This window comes from Pseudomonas sp. 102515, from assembly GCF_031085165.1.
Taxonomy (GTDB): domain Bacteria; phylum Pseudomonadota; class Gammaproteobacteria; order Pseudomonadales; family Pseudomonadaceae; genus Chryseomonas.
Window position 1 is genome coordinate 582,672 of the sequence record NZ_JAVHTY010000004.1, and the last position, 15,798, is coordinate 598,469.

The 15,798-nt window shown below is 65.8% G+C and carries 14 protein-coding genes; 12 read left to right on the forward strand and 2 right to left on the reverse strand.

Annotated elements, in window-relative coordinates:
* The first annotated feature begins 17 nt into the window (after positions 1 to 17).
* The 12 genes from RCF34_RS18305 to lpxC all read left to right on the forward strand — a co-directional run bounded on the left by RCF34_RS18305 (position 18) and on the right by lpxC (position 15,109).
* On the forward strand, positions 18 to 1,703 hold the full coding sequence (locus RCF34_RS18305) for a peptidoglycan D,D-transpeptidase FtsI family protein (RefSeq protein WP_374941213.1): 1,686 nt from the start codon (positions 18 to 20) through the stop codon (positions 1,701 to 1,703).
* Positions 1,700 to 3,169 (forward strand): UDP-N-acetylmuramoyl-L-alanyl-D-glutamate--2,6-diaminopimelate ligase, encoded by a 1,470-nt coding sequence (locus tag RCF34_RS18310; protein WP_308709440.1) that lies wholly within the window; start codon positions 1,700 to 1,702, stop codon positions 3,167 to 3,169. Before RCF34_RS18305 ends, RCF34_RS18310 begins: the two co-directional genes overlap by 4 nt.
* A complete protein-coding gene (murF, locus tag RCF34_RS18315) occupies positions 3,162 to 4,529 on the forward strand; it encodes a UDP-N-acetylmuramoyl-tripeptide--D-alanyl-D-alanine ligase (protein ID WP_308709441.1) in 1,368 nt (455 codons plus the stop codon). Before RCF34_RS18310 ends, murF begins: the two co-directional genes overlap by 8 nt.
* Positions 4,529 to 5,611, forward strand: a complete 1,083-nt coding sequence (gene mraY / locus RCF34_RS18320; RefSeq protein ID WP_007162057.1) for a phospho-N-acetylmuramoyl-pentapeptide-transferase — start codon at positions 4,529 to 4,531, stop codon at positions 5,609 to 5,611. Before murF ends, mraY begins: the two co-directional genes overlap by 1 nt.
* A gap of 5 nt (positions 5,612 to 5,616) precedes the next feature.
* Positions 5,617 to 6,960 (forward strand): UDP-N-acetylmuramoyl-L-alanine--D-glutamate ligase, encoded by a 1,344-nt coding sequence (gene murD, locus RCF34_RS18325; RefSeq protein ID WP_308709442.1) that lies wholly within the window; start codon positions 5,617 to 5,619, stop codon positions 6,958 to 6,960.
* The gene (gene ftsW / locus RCF34_RS18330; RefSeq protein ID WP_133862632.1) at positions 6,960 to 8,159 is read left to right on the forward strand and encodes a putative lipid II flippase FtsW; all 1,200 of its coding nucleotides are present in this window, start codon (positions 6,960 to 6,962) and stop codon (positions 8,157 to 8,159) included. Before murD ends, ftsW begins: the two co-directional genes overlap by 1 nt.
* Positions 8,149 to 9,219, forward strand: a complete 1,071-nt coding sequence (murG, locus tag RCF34_RS18335) for an undecaprenyldiphospho-muramoylpentapeptide beta-N-acetylglucosaminyltransferase (RefSeq protein WP_308709443.1) — start codon at positions 8,149 to 8,151, stop codon at positions 9,217 to 9,219. The genes ftsW and murG overlap by 11 nt, the downstream gene beginning before the upstream one ends.
* Positions 9,220 to 9,253: 34 nt before the next feature.
* On the forward strand, positions 9,254 to 10,669 hold the full coding sequence (gene murC / locus RCF34_RS18340) for a UDP-N-acetylmuramate--L-alanine ligase (protein ID WP_308709504.1): 1,416 nt from the start codon (positions 9,254 to 9,256) through the stop codon (positions 10,667 to 10,669).
* A 65-nt stretch (positions 10,670 to 10,734) separates the two neighbouring features.
* On the forward strand, positions 10,735 to 11,589 hold the full coding sequence (locus RCF34_RS18345) for a cell division protein FtsQ/DivIB (protein WP_183632859.1): 855 nt from the start codon (positions 10,735 to 10,737) through the stop codon (positions 11,587 to 11,589).
* A gap of 16 nt (positions 11,590 to 11,605) precedes the next feature.
* The gene (gene ftsA, locus RCF34_RS18350; RefSeq protein WP_017640704.1) at positions 11,606 to 12,850 is read left to right on the forward strand and encodes a cell division protein FtsA; all 1,245 of its coding nucleotides are present in this window, start codon (positions 11,606 to 11,608) and stop codon (positions 12,848 to 12,850) included.
* Between the two features lie 53 nt (positions 12,851 to 12,903).
* On the forward strand, positions 12,904 to 14,085 hold the full coding sequence (gene ftsZ / locus RCF34_RS18355; protein WP_007162050.1) for a cell division protein FtsZ: 1,182 nt from the start codon (positions 12,904 to 12,906) through the stop codon (positions 14,083 to 14,085).
* Positions 14,086 to 14,194: 109 nt separating this feature from the next.
* Positions 14,195 to 15,109, forward strand: a complete 915-nt coding sequence (gene lpxC / locus RCF34_RS18360) for a UDP-3-O-acyl-N-acetylglucosamine deacetylase (protein WP_017640702.1) — start codon at positions 14,195 to 14,197, stop codon at positions 15,107 to 15,109.
* Between the two features lie 58 nt (positions 15,110 to 15,167).
* Here lpxC and RCF34_RS18365 read toward each other — a convergent pair whose 3' ends face one another.
* Both RCF34_RS18365 and RCF34_RS18370 read right to left on the reverse strand, forming a co-directional pair.
* Complete coding sequence (locus tag RCF34_RS18365; RefSeq protein ID WP_308709444.1) at positions 15,168 to 15,506, reverse strand: HopJ type III effector protein; 339 nt, start codon at positions 15,504 to 15,506, stop codon at positions 15,168 to 15,170.
* Complete coding sequence (locus tag RCF34_RS18370) at positions 15,503 to 15,796, reverse strand: DUF1244 domain-containing protein (protein WP_308709445.1); 294 nt, start codon at positions 15,794 to 15,796, stop codon at positions 15,503 to 15,505. Before RCF34_RS18370 ends, RCF34_RS18365 begins: the two co-directional genes overlap by 4 nt.
* Between the last annotated feature and the right edge of the window lie 2 nt (positions 15,797 to 15,798).

The window sequence follows — 15,798 nt, forward strand, 5'->3', positions numbered from 1 at the left end:
TCGGGCTGTTGCTGGTCATGGTCGGCACCATCATCTGGCGCATCGTCGATCTGCACGTGATCGACCGGGCCTTTCTGAAGGGGCAGGGCGATGCGCGTAGCGTGCGCACCATTCCAATTCCCGCGCACCGTGGCCTGATCACCGATCGCAACGGCGAGCCCCTGGCCGTGAGTACGCCGGTCACCACCCTGTGGATCAATCCCAAGGAACTGCTGGGCGCCGAGGATCGCTGGGCGACCCTGGCCGATGCCGTCGGCCAGCCACGGGTGGAACTGGCCAAGCGCATCGAGCAGAACGCCAGCAAGGAATTCCTCTACCTGGCCCGTGGCCTCACGCCCGAGCAGGGCGATGCGGTGATGACCCAGGTCAAGGCGCACAAGATTCCCGGTGTCTACGACATCGAGGAATTTCGGCGTTTCTATCCGGCGGGTGAGGTGGCGGCCCATGTGGTCGGCTTCACCGACATCGATGATCACGGGCGCGAAGGCATCGAGCTGGCGTTCAACGAGTGGCTGTCCGGCGTGCCGGGTCGTCGCCAGGTGGTCAAGGATCGCCGTGGCCGACTGATCCGCGATGTCCAGGTCGCCAAGAACGCCAAGCCGGGCAATACCCTGGCACTGTCCATCGATCTGCGTCTGCAGTACCTCGCCGCGCGCGAACTGCGCAATGCCCTGACCCAGTTCGAAGCCGAGGCTGGCAGCCTGACCATCGTCGACGTCAAGACCGGCGAGGTCCTGGCGATGGTCAACATGCCCACCTACAACCCCAACAACCGTCGCAGTCTGGAACCGGCCGCCATGCGCAACCGGGCGATGATCGACGTCATGGAGCCCGGTTCGGTGATGAAGCCGATCTCCATGACCGCCGCGCTCGCCAGCGGGCGCTGGAAACCCACCGACAAGGTCAACGTCTATCCCGGTTCGCTGCAGATCGGTCGCTACACCATCAAGGACGTCTCCCACAGCGATGGCGCCCTGGACCTGACCGGCATCCTCATCAAGTCCAGCAACGTCGGCATGAGCAAGATCGCCTTCGACGTCGGTGGCGAGAACATCTACAACGCCATGCGCGCCGTCGGCCTCGGCCAGGACACCGGTCTGGGCTTTCCCGGCGAGCGGGTCGGCAATCTGCCCAATCATCGCACCTGGCGTCCGGCCGAGACCGCGACCCTGTCCTATGGCTACGGCCTGGCGGTGACCGCCGTGCAGCTGGCCCATGCCTATTCGGTGCTGGCCAACGACGGTCGCTCGGTGCCGCTGTCCATGGTGCGCCTGGACAAGGCCCCGGCCAGCGATCAGGCGGTGGAAGAACGCGTAGCCAAGACCCTGCAGGGCATGCTGCAACAGGTTGTCGAAGCCCCCGGTGGCGCCTTCCGCGCCCAGGTGCCGGGCTACCACGTCGCCGGCAAGAGCGGTACCGCGCGCAAGACCAGCACCGGCACCCGAGGCTATGCCGAGAATTCCTATCGCTCGCTGTTCGCCGGCTTCGGCCCCACCAGCAATCCGCGTCTGGCCGCGGTGGTGGTGATCGATCGTCCCAGCAAGGGCGGCTACTACGGTGGCGTGGTCTCGGCGCCGGTGTTCAGTCGCGTGATGTCCGGCGCCCTGCGCCTGATGAACATCCAGCCGGACAACCTGCAGCCGCTGCCCGTGCAGCAGGCCCAGGCCGCCAAGCCGCTGCTGGTCGGGGAGCGAGATCGATGAGCCGCCTGCTGACCGACCTCCTGCCTGAAGCTGCCATTGCGGTCGACATCGGCGGTCTGGCACTGGACAGTCGCGAAGTCCGCCCGGGCTCGCTGTTCCTGGCCATTCCCGGTCTGCACAGCGACGGCCGTGCCCATGTTGCCAGCGCTGCCGAACGGGGCGCCGCGGCCATTGCCTATGAGGCGAAGGAAGCTCCCGCGCTGCCGGCCCTGGACATCCCCCTGGTCGCCGTCGAGGGCCTGGCCGCGCGGCTTTCCGCCATTGCCGGTCGTTTCCATAACGAGCCCAGTCAGCGTCTGGCGCTGGTCGGCGTCACCGGTACCAATGGCAAGACCAGTGTCAGCCAGCTGATCGCCCAGGCCTGCGACCTGCTCGGTCAGCGTTGTGGCATCGTCGGCACCCTGGGTAGCGGCTTCCATGGCGCCCTCGCCGAAGGCCGCCACACCACTCCCGATGCCCTCAAGCTGCAGGCGACCCTGGCCGAGCTGGCCGAGGGTGGCGCCACGACCGTGGCCATGGAAGTCTCTTCCCATGGCCTGGCCCAGGGTCGGGTGGCGGCGCTGGCCTTCAAGGTCGCGGTCTTCACCAACCTGTCCCGCGATCACCTCGATTACCACGGGACCATGGCTGCCTATGGCGAAGCCAAGGCCCAGCTGTTCGCCTGGCCGGCGCTCGATGCCCGCGTCCTCAATCTGGACGACGCCTTTGGTCGCGAGCTGGCGGCTCGTCCCAGCCCGGCGGCGACCCTGACCTACAGCCTGGACGATCCTGCTGCCAGCCTCCATTGCCAGGACATCCAGTTCGACGACCATGGCGTGCACGCCCAACTGGTCACCGCCCAGGGTACCGGCGAACTACGCAGCCAGCTGATCGGACGGTTCAACCTGAGCAACCTGCTGGCCGCCATCGGAGCCTTGCTGGGGCTGGGCCATCGGCTCGACGACATCCTTGCCATCCTCCCGCAGCTGCAGGGTCCCGCCGGGCGCATGCAGCGCCTGGGTGGCGCCGGGCGGCCGCTGGTGGTGGTGGACTACGCCCATACCCCCGATGCCCTGGACAAGGTGCTCACCGCCCTGCGGCCCCATGTCGGTGCCCAGGGTCGTCTGGTCTGCGTGTTCGGCTGTGGCGGCGATCGCGATCGCGGCAAGCGGCCGGAGATGGCCGCCGTGGCCGAGCGCCTGGCCGATCAGGTGGTGGTGACCGACGACAACCCCCGTACCGAGGATCCGGCCGCCATCGTGGCCGACATCCGCGCCGGCTTCGCACATCCCGAGCAGGTGAGCTTCGCTGGCCGGCGCGAGGCAGCCATCGGCCAGGCCGTGGGCACGGCGACCGCCCAGGACATCGTGGTGCTGGCCGGCAAGGGCCATGAGCCTTACCAGGAAATCGCCGGTGTCCGTCATCCCTTTTCCGATCTCGACCAGGCCGAGCGCGCCCTGACCGCCTGGGAGCGACAGCATGCTTAGAACCTTCACCCTCACCGAAGTGGCCGAGGCCCTCACCGGCAACCTGCTGGGCGCCGATGCCCTGTTCGACGGCGTCGGCACCGACAGCCGCAAGGCCGTGGCCGGACAGCTCTTCGTCGCCCTGAGCGGGCCGCGCTTCGATGGTCATGCCTATCTGGCCGATGTCGCCGCTCAGGGTGCCGCGGCAGCCCTGGTGGAGCGGGCCGTGCCCGAGGTCCAGCTGCCCCAGCTGGTGGTCGCCGATACCCGCCTGGCGCTGGGTCGCCTGGGCGCCTTCAATCGGGACCTGTTCCAGGGCAAGCTCGCCGCCGTGACCGGCTCCAGTGGCAAGACCACGGTCAAGGAGCTGCTCGCCGCCATCCTGCGTCAGCAGGGCGCCACCCTGGCCACCCAGGGCAATCTGAACAACGACCTCGGCGCGCCCCTGACCCTGCTGCGGCTGACCGCCGAGCACGCCTATGGCGTCATCGAGCTGGGGGCTTCGCATGTCGGTGACATCGCCTATACCGTGAGCCTGACACGCCCGGATGTCGTTATCATTACCAACGCCGGCCAGGCCCATGTGGGCGAATTCGGCGGCGTCGATCGTATCGTCGAGGCCAAGGGCGAGATCATCGAAGGCGTGGGCGAGGCGGGCACCGTGGTGCTCAACCACGATGACGCCGCCTTCGAGACCTGGCAGCGCCGTGCGGCCGGTCGTACCGTCGTCGCCTTCGGCCTGGATGCCCGCGCCGACGTCCGCGCCAGCAGGGTGACCCTGGACGCCCAGGGCCGTCCGAGCTTCCTCTTGCACACCGCCCAGGGCGAGGCGCCGGTCACCCTGCAACTGCTGGGTGCCCACAACGTCGGCAATGCCCTGGCCGCCGCTGCCGCGGCCCTCAGCCTGGGGCTGGAGCTGGCCACGGTCGCCCGTGGCCTCGCCGCCGCGGCACCGGTCCAGGGCCGCACCCTGACCCGCACCAGCCAGCGCGGCGCCCAGGTCATCGACGACAGCTACAACGCCAACCCCGCTTCGGTGAAGGCCGGGATCGACCTGCTGGCTGCCCTGTCGGGCCGTCGGGTGGTGGTCCTGGGCGACATCGCCGAGCTGGGCGAGTGGACCGAGCAAGGCCATCGCGAGGTGGGCGAGCACGCCCGCGGCAAGGTGGATGCCTTCTACAGCGTCGGTCCTGCGATGGCCCATGCGGCCTGCGCCTATGGCGCCGCGGCCCGGCATTTCGCCGATCGCGAACACCTGATCGAGGCCCTGGCGGACGAGGACCGGGCCGGAACCACCCTGCTGATCAAGGGATCCCGCAGCGCCGCGATGGACAAGGTCGTCGCCGCGCTCTGCGCTATCAACACCGAGGAGAAACACTGATGCTGCTGCTGTTGGCGGAGTTCCTGCAACAGTTCTACAAGGGCTTCGCCGTCTTCCAATACCTCAGCCTGCGCGGCATTCTGGGCGTTCTGACCGCCCTGTTGCTGTCGTTGTGGCTCGGCCCCTGGATGATCCGCACCCTGCAGATCCGCCAGATCGGCCAGGCCGTGCGCAACGATGGCCCCCAGTCGCACCTGTCCAAATCCGGCACCCCCACCATGGGCGGCGCCCTGATCCTGACCACCATCGGCATCAGCACCCTGCTGTGGGCCGATCTGCACAACCGTTACGTCTGGACCGTGCTGGCGGTGACCTTCCTGTTCGGCGCCATCGGTTGGGTCGACGACTATCGCAAGGTGATCGAGAAGAACTCCCGCGGTCTGCCCAGTCGCTGGAAGTACTTCTGGCAATCGGTATTCGGCCTGGGGGCGGCGATCTTCCTCTATGTCACGGCCAAGGCGCCGATCGAAACCACGCTGATCCTGCCGCTGCTGAAAAACATCGAAATCCCGCTGGGGATTTTCTTCGTTGTGCTGACCTACTTCGTCATCGTCGGCTCCAGCAACGCGGTCAACCTCACCGACGGTCTCGACGGCCTGGCGATCATGCCCACGGTGATGGTCGGCGGTGCCCTGGGCATCTTCTGCTACCTCTCGGGCAACGTGAAATTCGCCGACTACCTGCTGATTCCCTATGTGGAAGGCTCCGGCGAGCTGATCGTCTTCTGCGGCGCCCTGATCGGCGCGGGCCTGGGCTTCCTCTGGTTCAACACCTATCCGGCCATGGTCTTCATGGGTGACGTCGGCGCCCTGGCGCTGGGCGCCGCCCTGGGCACCATCGCCGTCATCGTCCGCCAGGAAGTGGTGCTGTTCATCATGGGTGGCGTCTTCGTCATGGAGACCCTGTCGGTGGTCATCCAGGTCGCCTCCTTCAAGCTGACCGGCAAGCGCGTCTTCCGCATGGCGCCGATCCACCACCATTTCGAATTGAAGGGCTGGCCCGAGCCGCGGGTCATCGTGCGCTTCTGGATCATCACCGTGATCCTGGTGCTGTTCGGTCTCGCCACCCTGAAACTGAGGTAATCGCAGTGCTCATCGCTTCCGACCAGTTCCGTATCGTCGTCGGCCTCGGCAAGAGTGGCATGTCGCTGGTGCGCTTTCTCGCGCGCCGGGGTGTGCCTTTCGCCGTGGCCGACACGCGGGAACGGCCGCCGGAATTGGAGACCCTGAGAACCCAGTATCCCCAGGTCGAGGTACGCTGCGGCGAGCTGGATGTCGACTTCCTCGCCCGCGCGGCCGAACTCTATGTGAGTCCCGGCCTGGCCCTGGAAACGCCGGCGCTGCAGGAGGCCGCCGCCCGTGGCGTGCGGCTGTCCGGCGATATCGATCTGTTCGCGCGCCAGGCCCAGGCACCCATCGTCGCCATCACCGGTTCCAACGCCAAGAGCACCGTCACCACCCTGGTGGGTGACATGGCGCTGCGCGCCGGCAGGCGCGTGGCCGTGGGTGGCAACCTCGGCACACCGGCGCTGGACCTGCTGGCCGATGACGTCGAACTCTATGTGCTGGAGCTGTCGAGCTTCCAGCTGGAGACCTGCGAGCGACTCAACGCCGAGGTGGCCACGGTGCTCAACCTCAGCGAAGACCACATGGATCGCTACACCGGCATGCCGGCCTATCACCAGGCCAAGCACCGCATCTTCCGCGGCGCGCGCCAGGTGGTGGTCAATCGCGACGATGCCCTGTCGCGGCCGCTGATCGGCGATGACGTGCCCCGCCTGACCTTCGGCCTGGGGCGGCCCGATTTCCGTGCCTTCGGCATTCGCGAGGAGGAGGGCCGTCGCTATCTGGCGCTGGCCTTCGACAACCTGCTGGATGTCGAGGAACTCAAGATCCGCGGTACGCACAACCACAGCAATGCCCTGGCCGCGCTGGCCCTGGGCCACGCCGCCGGCCTGCCGCTGGCACCCATGCTGGAGGCCCTGCGCGCCTTCCCGGGTCTGGAGCATCGCTGCCAGTGGGTCGGCGAGGTCGCGGGCGTCAACTACTACAACGATTCCAAGGCGACCAACGTCGGCGCTGCCCTGGCTGCGGTCGAAGGCCTGGGTGATGACATCGCCGGCCAGTTGGTGCTGATCGCCGGTGGCGACGGCAAGGGTGCCGATTTCTGTGCCCTGCGCGAGCCCATCGCGCGTCACTGTCGCGCCGTGGTGCTGCTGGGTCGCGATGCGGCACGGATCGCCGAAATCCTGCCGGCCACGGTGCAAGAGGTGCGTGTCACCACCCTGGAAGAAGCCGTGGCCGAGAGCCGCCGGCTGGCCCAGCCAGGCGACGCCGTGCTGCTGTCGCCGGCCTGCGCCAGTCTCGACATGTTCCGCAACTTCGAAGAACGCGGACGGCTGTTCGCCCAGGCCGTGGGAGCCTTGGCATGATCCTCAGCCTGTTGCGCCCCTATCCCTCGCCGCTGGCCAGCCGCCACGGCATCGACCTGGACTTCCCGCTGCTGGCTGGCTGCCTGCTGCTGCTCGGACTCGGCCTGGTGATGGTGACCTCGGCTTCCTCCGAGGTGGCCGCCGCCCAGTCGGGCAATCCGCTGTACTTCATGTACCGCCACCTGGTCTATCTGGCGATCGGCTTCGTCTCCTGCGGCGTGGTGATGCTGATCCCCATGGCCACCTGGCAGCGCTTCGGCTTTCCGTTGCTGATCATCGCCTTCCTCTTGCTGGTAGCGGTGCTGGTGCCCGGCATCGGCCGCGAGGTGAACGGTTCCCTGCGCTGGATCGGCTTCGGCATCTTCAACGTGCAGCCCTCGGAGATCGCCAAGGTCTTCGTGGTGCTCTATCTGGCCGGTTACCTGGTTCGTCGTCAGCATGAGGTGCGCCACACCTGGGCCGGCTTCTTCAAGCCCTTCATCGTGCTCCTGCCGATGGCCATGCTGCTGCTGCGCGAACCCGACTTCGGCGCCACCGTGGTCATGATGGGCGCCGCCGGTGCCATGCTGTTCCTCGGCGGCGTCGGTCTGTTCCGCTTCCTGATGATGGTCGCCCTGGCCGTGCTGGCGGTGTTCGTGCTGGTGCAGACCCAGTCCTACCGGATGCAGCGTCTGATCACCTTCACCGATCCCTGGGCCGACCAGTTCGGCTCCGGCTACCAGCTGACCCAGGCGCTGATCGCCTTCGGTCGCGGCGGCTGGACCGGTCTCGGCCTGGGCAACAGCATCCAGAAGCAGTTCTACCTGCCCGAAGCCCATACCGACTTCCTCTTCGCCGTGCTGGCCGAAGAGCTGGGCCTGATCGGTGCCATGGCCACCGTCGGCCTGTTCCTCTTCGTCTGCGTGCGCGGGCTGTTCATCGGTCACTGGGCCGAGCAGTCCAAGCAGTTCTTCTCGGCCTATGTCGCCTACGGCCTGTCGATGCTCTGGATCGGCCAGTTCCTGATCAACATCGGCGTGAACGTCGGCCTGCTGCCGACCAAGGGCCTGACCCTGCCGTTCCTCAGCTACGGTGGCAGCTCCCTGGTGATCTGCTGCGTGAGCATGGGCCTGCTGCTGCGCATCGAGTGGGAGAGACGCACCCTGGTGGATACCGAGGATGTGGAATTCACTGAAGAGGATTTCGCCGATGTCCGCTAACGTCCTCATCATGGCCGGCGGTACCGGCGGGCACGTCTTCCCGGCCCTGGCCTGCGCCCGTGAATTCGAAGCCCGCGGCTATACCGTGCACTGGCTGGGTACCCCGCGCGGCATCGAGAACGACGTGGTGCCCAAGGCCGGCATCACCCTGCACCACATTCCGGTCACCGGCCTGAGAGGCAAGGGCGTGCGCTCCCTGGTGAAGGCGCCGCTGCAACTCAGCGGGGCCCTCATGCAGGCCATGGGTCTCATGCGCCGGCTCGAGCCGGTCTGCGTGCTGGGCCTGGGCGGGTTCGTCACCGGTCCCGGTGGCCTGGCCGCCAGGCTGTGCAACGTCCCGCTGGTGATCCACGAACAGAATGCCCATGCCGGCACCGCCAACCGCCTGCTGGTACCCATGGCCGCACGGGTCTGCGAAGGCTTCGCCGACACCTTCCCGGCGTCCGCCAAGCGCCTGTCCACCGGCAACCCGGTGCGCGCCGAACTCTTCGCCCCGGTGACCCGCGCGCCGCTGGAAGAGCGCGCCGCCAACCTGCTGGTGCTCGGCGGCAGCCTGGGCGCCGAACCGCTCAACAAGCTGCTGCCCGACGCCCTGGCCCAGCTGCCCGCTGGCCTGCGACCCAAGGTGCGCCACCAGGCCGGCCGCCAGCATGCCGAGGTGACCGCCGAGCGCTATGCCAATGTCGCCGTGGAGGCCGATGTCCAGCCCTTCATCGCCGACATGGCCGCCGCCTATGCCTGGGCCGACCTGGTGATCTGCCGGGCCGGCGCCCTGACCGTCGCCGAGCTGACCGCCACCGGTCTGCCGGCGCTGCTGATCCCCCTGCCGCACGCCATCGACGATCACCAGACCAGCAATGCCCGCTTCCTGGAGCGCGCCGGTGCCGGTGTGGTGCTGCCGCAACATTCCACCCGCCCGGCGGATCTCGCCGCGCAGCTTACCGAGGTCCTGATGCATCCCGAACGTCTTGCCGGCATGGCCGCTCGCAGCCGTGCCCTGGCCAAACCCGATGCTACCCGTGCAGTCGTCGACGCCTGTCTGGAGGTTGCCCGTGGTTAAGTCGCAAAGTGCCATTCAGGCCGAAGTTCGGCGCATGCGCAGCATCCGGCGCATCCATTTCGTCGGTATCGGCGGCGTCGGCATGTGCGGCATCGCCGAGGTGCTGCTGAATCTGGGCTACGAAGTCTCGGGCTCGGACCTCAAGGAATCCGCGGTGACCGCGCGCCTGCAGCAATTCGGCGCGCGCATCTACATCGGCCATCGTGCCGAGAACCTGGATCAGGTCGACGTGCTGGTGGTGTCCAGTGCCATCAACAGATCCAATCCGGAGGTCTCCGCCGCCCTCGAGCAGCGCATTCCCGTGGTGCCTCGCGCCGAGATGCTCTCCGAGCTGATGCGCTATCGCCACGGCATCGCCGTCGCCGGTACCCATGGCAAGACCACCACCACCAGTCTGATCGCCTCGGTGTTCGCGGCCGAAGGGCTGGACCCGACCTTCGTCATCGGGGGCCGTCTCAACGCCGCCGGTACCAATGCCCAGCTCGGCACCAGCCGCTACCTGATCGCCGAGGCCGACGAGAGCGACGCCAGCTTCCTGCACCTGCAGCCCATGGTGGCCGTGGTCACCAATATCGACGCCGACCACATGAGCACCTACGAAGGTGACTTCAATCGGCTCAAGCGCACCTTCGTCGATTTCCTGCACAACCTGCCGTTCTATGGCCTGGCGGTGCTCTGCGTCGACGATCCGGTGGTGCGCGAGATCATTCCCCAGGTCGCCCGGCCCACCGTCACCTACGGCACCGCCGAAGACGCCGACGTCCGGGCCGTGGACATCCGCCAGGAAGGCATGCGCACCTATTTCACCGTGCTGCGCGAAGGCCGGGCGCCGCTGGCGGTCTCGGTCAACATGCCGGGCGTGCACAACGTACTCAACGCCCTGGCGACCATCGCCATCGCCACCGACGAAGGCGTCAGCGACGAGGCCATCCTCAATGGCCTGTCCGGCTTCCAGGGGGTAGGGCGGCGCTTCCAGGTGTACGGCGAACTGCCGGTCGCCGGTGGCAGTGTCATGCTGGTGGACGACTACGGCCACCATCCGCGCGAAGTCGCCGCGGTGATCAAGGCCGTGCGTGGTGGCTGGCCCGAGCGCCGGCTGGTGATGGTCTATCAGCCGCACCGCTTCAGTCGCACCCGCGATCTCTACGAAGACTTCGTCCAGGTGCTGGCCGATGCCAACGTGCTGTTGCTGATGGAAGTCTATCCGGCCGGCGAAGAACCCATTCCCGGCGCCGACAGCCGCCAGCTCTGCCACAGCATCCGCCAGCGCGGTCAGCTCGATCCCATCTATGTCGAGCGCGGCAGCAACATCGCGCCGCTGGTCAAGCCACTGCTGCGCCCGGGCGACATCCTGCTCTGCCAGGGCGCAGGCGACATCGGCGCGCTGGCGCCGCAACTGCTCAACCATCCGCTGTTCGCCACTGCCGCGACCACCGGGAGTTCGGCATGAGCCGTCATCCGTACAACCCCTTGCCGGCAACCGCTGTTGCCGGCGCGCACGTGGAGGGCTGAACCTTGGTCGCCACCCTACGTCACAACCAGCCCGGCTTCGGTCGGTCGCGCAACGTCGAACAACGGGGCGCCAGTCGCCTGGTCGCCGAAGAACCGCTGTCGACACGCCTGCCACGTCCGAGCCTGGGTCTGCTCAAGCGCATCCTCTGGCCGTTCCTGCTGCTGGGGCTGGGCTTCGGCACCTATGAGGGTGCCCAGCGATTGCTGCCCTATGCCGATCGGCCGATCGCCAAGGTCAGCGTCAAGGGCGATCTCTCCTACATCAGCCAGGGCGCCGTGCAGCAGCGCATCGCGCCTTTCGTGGGTACCACCTTCTTCCAGGTCGACCTGGCCGACATGCGCCACGAGCTGGAAACCATGCCGTGGATCGCCCATGCCGAGGTTCGCCGGGTCTGGCCCGACGAGATCAGCATCCGCCTGGAAGAGCAGATGCCCATCGCCCGCTGGGGTGATGAGGCGCTGCTGAACAACCAGGGTGAGGCTTTTGCCCCGCAGGATCTCGCCAACTATGACAATCTACCGCGGCTGTATGGTCCCAAGCGGGCCCAGCAGCAGGTGATGCAGCAGTACCAGATGTTCAGCCAGATGCTCCGGCCGCTCGGTTACACCGTGTCGCGCCTGGAAATGCACGAGCGCGGCAGCTGGTACCTCACCACCGGTCAGGGCCTGGAACTGGTGTTCGGCCGCGACCAGCTGGTGGAAAAGATGCGGCGCTTCATGCGCCTGTACGATCAGGTGCTCAAGGCACAGATGGACAATATCGCGCGGATCGATCTGCGTTATCCGAACGGTCTGGCCGTGGCCTGGCGTGATCCCGCTGTCGCCGCCACCCCCGTGACCGAACCGGCCAAGCATTGAGGAGAAGTTTTTTACTATGGCAAGCGTGCAAAGCGGCAAGATGATCGTCGGCCTCGACATCGGCACTTCCAAGGTCGTGGCTCTGGTCGGCGAGGTGTCTTCCGATGGTCAGATCGAGATCGTCGGGATCGGCACCCATCCGTCGCGCGGGCTCAAGAAGGGCGTGGTGGTCAACATCGAATCCACCGTCGCCTCCATCCAGCGGGCCATCGAAGAAGCCCAGCTGATGGCCGGTTGCCGGATCCATTCGGCCTTCGTCGGCATTGCCGGCAATCACATTCGCAGTCTGAATTCCCACGGCATCGTGGCGATCCGCGATCGTGAAGTGAGCCCTGCGGACATCGAGCGGGTGCTCGATGCCGCCCAGGCGGTGGCCATTCCCGCCGACCAGCGCGTACTGCACACCCTGGCCCAAGACTATGTGATCGACAACCAGGAAGGGGTGCGCGAGCCCCTCGGCATGTCCGGCGTGCGCCTGGAAGCCAAGGTCCATGTCGTCACCTGCGCCGTCAACGCCGCGCAGAACATCGAGAAATGTGTTCGTCGTTGCGGTCTGGAAGTCGACGACATCATTCTCGAACAGCTGGCTTCGGCCTATTCGGTGCTGACCGACGATGAAAAGGAACTGGGCGTCTGCCTGGTGGATGTTGGCGGCGGCACCACCGATATCGCCATCTTCACCGAGGGCGCCATCCGCCATACGGCGGTGATACCCATTGCTGGCGACCAAGTCACAAATGACATTGCCATGGCCTTGAGAACCCCAACGCAATATGCCGAAGAAATCAAGATTCGGTATGCTTGTGCCTTGGCGAAACTGGCTGGGCCGGGCGAAACCATCAAGGTGCCCAGCGTGGGTGACCGTCCGCCGCGAGAATTGTCGCGTCAGGCCCTCGCGGAAGTGGTCGAGCCCCGTTACGATGAGCTATTCACACTGGTGCAAGCGGAACTGCGCCGCAGTGGTTACGAGGATCTGATCCCCGCAGGGATCGTACTCACCGGTGGTACCGCGAAGATGGAAGGCGCGGTCGAACTGGCGGAAGAGATTTTCCATATGCCGGTACGCCTGGGGGTGCCCCAGACGGTCAAGGGTCTGACTGACGTGATCAGTAACCCGATCTATTCCACAGGCGTCGGCCTGTTGCTCTATGGCCTGCAAAAGCAGACCGATCCCTTGCCGGTTGTTTCTGGCGGATATAGCAGCGAAACCAAATCCACAGTCCTGGAACGCATGAAGCGTTGGGTCCAGGGCAACTTGTAATTCACAATTAAACCGCGGCAGTAGGCGAAGATCCGAAAGGAAGAGAGGGGACCATGTTCGAACTCGTAGACAACATTCCACAAAGCGCCGTGATCAAAGTCATCGGCGTGGGCGGTGGCGGTGGCAACGCCGTCAACCACATGGTCAAAAGCGGTGTTGAAGGCGTCGAATTCATCTGTGCAAATACCGACGCCCAGGCCCTGAAGAACGTCACATCCCGTACCGTGCTGCAACTCGGCCCGGGCGTCACCAAGGGTCTTGGTGCGGGCACCAACCCGGAAATCGGCCGCCAGGCGGCCATGGAAGATCGTGAGCGCATCGCCGAAGTCCTCGAAGGCGCCGACATGGTCTTCATCACCACCGGCATGGGCGGCGGCACCGGTACCGGTGCCGCGCCGATCATCGCTGAAGTGGCCAAGGAAATGGGTATCCTGACCGTTGCCGTGGTCACCCGTCCGTTCCCCTTCGAAGGCCGCAAGCGCATGCAGGTCGCCGACGAAGGCATTCGCTCCCTGTCCGAATGCGTCGACTCGCTGATCACCATCCCCAACGAGAAGCTGCTGACCATTCTGGGCAAGGACGCCAGCCTGCTGGCCGCCTTCGCCAAGGCTGACGACGTCCTCGCCGGCGCCGTTCGCGGCATCTCCGACATCATGCAGCGTCCCGGCCTGATGAACGTCGACTTCGCCGACGTCAAGACCGTGATGGGCGAGATGGGCATGGCCATGATGGGTACCGGCCACGCCAGCGGTCCGAACCGTGCGCGCGAAGCCACCGAAGCCGCCATCCGCAACCCGCTGCTGGAAGACGTCAACCTGCACGGCGCCCGCGGCATCCTGGTCAACATCACCGCTGGCCTCGACCTGTCCCTGGGTGAGTACGCCGCCGTCGGCGAGATCATCGAGGACTTCGCGTCCGAGCACGCCACCGTCAAGGTCGGCGCGGTGATCGATCCGGAAATGCGCGACGAGCTGCACGTCACCGTGGTCGCCACCGGCCTGGGTGCGCGCATCGAGAAGCCGGTCAAGGTGGTGGACAACACCGCTCAGACCCTGGCCGCTGCCCGTCAGGAAACCGCTCCGGTCAACTACGACGATCTCAAGTACCCGACCTCGATGCGCTCCGGTCGTGGCAGCCAGAATCATGGCGGCTCGGCAGCGGCGACCAAGGTCAATCCCAACGACGACCTGGATTACCTGGACATCCCGGCCTTCCTGCGTCGTCAGGCTGATTGATCGGGTATATCACAACCCAGGGTGTGATTAGTGGGCATCGATTTTCGCTTCTGCTATCATCGCGACTTCGTTGAACACCATTCGCACCCTGCGACCGAGCGGCCCTGGCATGATTAGACAACGCACCCTCAAGAACACCATTCGCGCCACTGGCGTCGGCCTGCATTCCGGGGAAAAGGTTTACCTGACCCTGAAGCCGGCTCCGGTCGATACGGGGATCGTGTTCCGTCGCACCGATCTCGATCCGGTCGTGGAAATCCCGGCCTGGGCCGAGAACGTGGGTGAAACCACCATGTCGACCAACCTGTTCAGTGACAGTGGCGTCAAGGTCGGTACCGTTGAGCACCTGCTGTCGGCCATGGCCGGTCTGGGCATCGACAATGCCTACGTCGAGCTGTCCGCGGTCGAAGTCCCGATCATGGACGGCAGCGCCGGTCCCTTCGTGTTCCTGATCCAGTCCGCCGGTCTGCAGGAACAGGAAGCGGCCAAGCAGTTCATCCGCATCAAGCGTGAAGTGAGCGTCGTCGACGGTGACAAGCGCGCCACCTTCGTGCCCTTCGACGGCTTCAAGGTGACCTTCGAAATAGATTTCGATCACCCGGTGGTCAACAACCGTACCCAGAAAGCCTCGGTGGATTTCTCGAGCACCTCCTTCCTCAAGGAAGTCAGCCGTGCCCGCACCTTCGGTTTCATGCGCGACCTGGAGTTCCTGCGGTCGCACAACCTGGCCCTGGGTGGCAGCGTCGATAATGCCATCGTGGTGGACGAGAAGGGTGTGATCAACGAAGACGGCCTTCGCTACGAAGACGAATTCGTCAAGCACAAGATCCTTGACGCCATCGGCGACCTCTACCTGCTCGGCAAGAGCCTCATCGGCGAATTCCGCGGCTACAAGTCCGGTCATGCCATGAACAATCGCCTGCTGCGTGCGCTGCTGGCCGATCGTGATGCCTGGGAAGTGGTGACCTTCGAAGACTCCGGTCTGGCACCGATTTCCTACATGAGACCCGCGGCTGCCGTCTGAGCCCGGTCCAAGAAGAAGCCCTGCATATGCAGGGCTTTTTTTATGGTCGCTAAGAGCTCTAGCGACGTGTCAGGGGCTCGCCCTGGAAGCTCACGCCGGCCAGGCCATGGGCGATAAGGGCGCGGATATTGGCGTGATCGCTGCCCTCGGGCGTCTGCAAGACGCTGTGATAGTGCTCGCCAAAGGCCAGCAGGGCCTCTTCATCGCTTAGGCTTTCGAGTCTGGCCAGGCCCAGGGTCTTGCAGGAGCCTTCGTTCTGGCCTGCGGCATTGTCCACCTCGCCGTTGCGAAAGGCGGTGGGCTGGTAGCGGTAGTGCTCGGCGACAAAGGCCAGGGTGTCGGCGAAGGCATGGTCGCCCTGCGCCAGGCTGGCGCGGAAACCGGAGAGATCGCTCATTTGCTCTGCTGCTCCTGGAAGGCCGCGGCCTGGGCCGGCGAGGCCTCGGTCTGGTACTGGGCTTTCCACTCGGCATAGGGCATGCCGTAGACGGCCTCGCGGGCGTCATCCAGGCTCAGCTCCAGACCCTTGTCGTCGGCCGCGGCCTTGTACCACTTGGACAGGCAGTTGCGGCAGAAGCCGGACAGATTCATCAGGTCGATGTTCTGCACATCGGTGCGCTTGCGCAGGTGCTCGACCAGGGTGCGGAAGGCAGCGGCTTCCAGTTCCAGGCGGTCTTGTTCGGTCATGA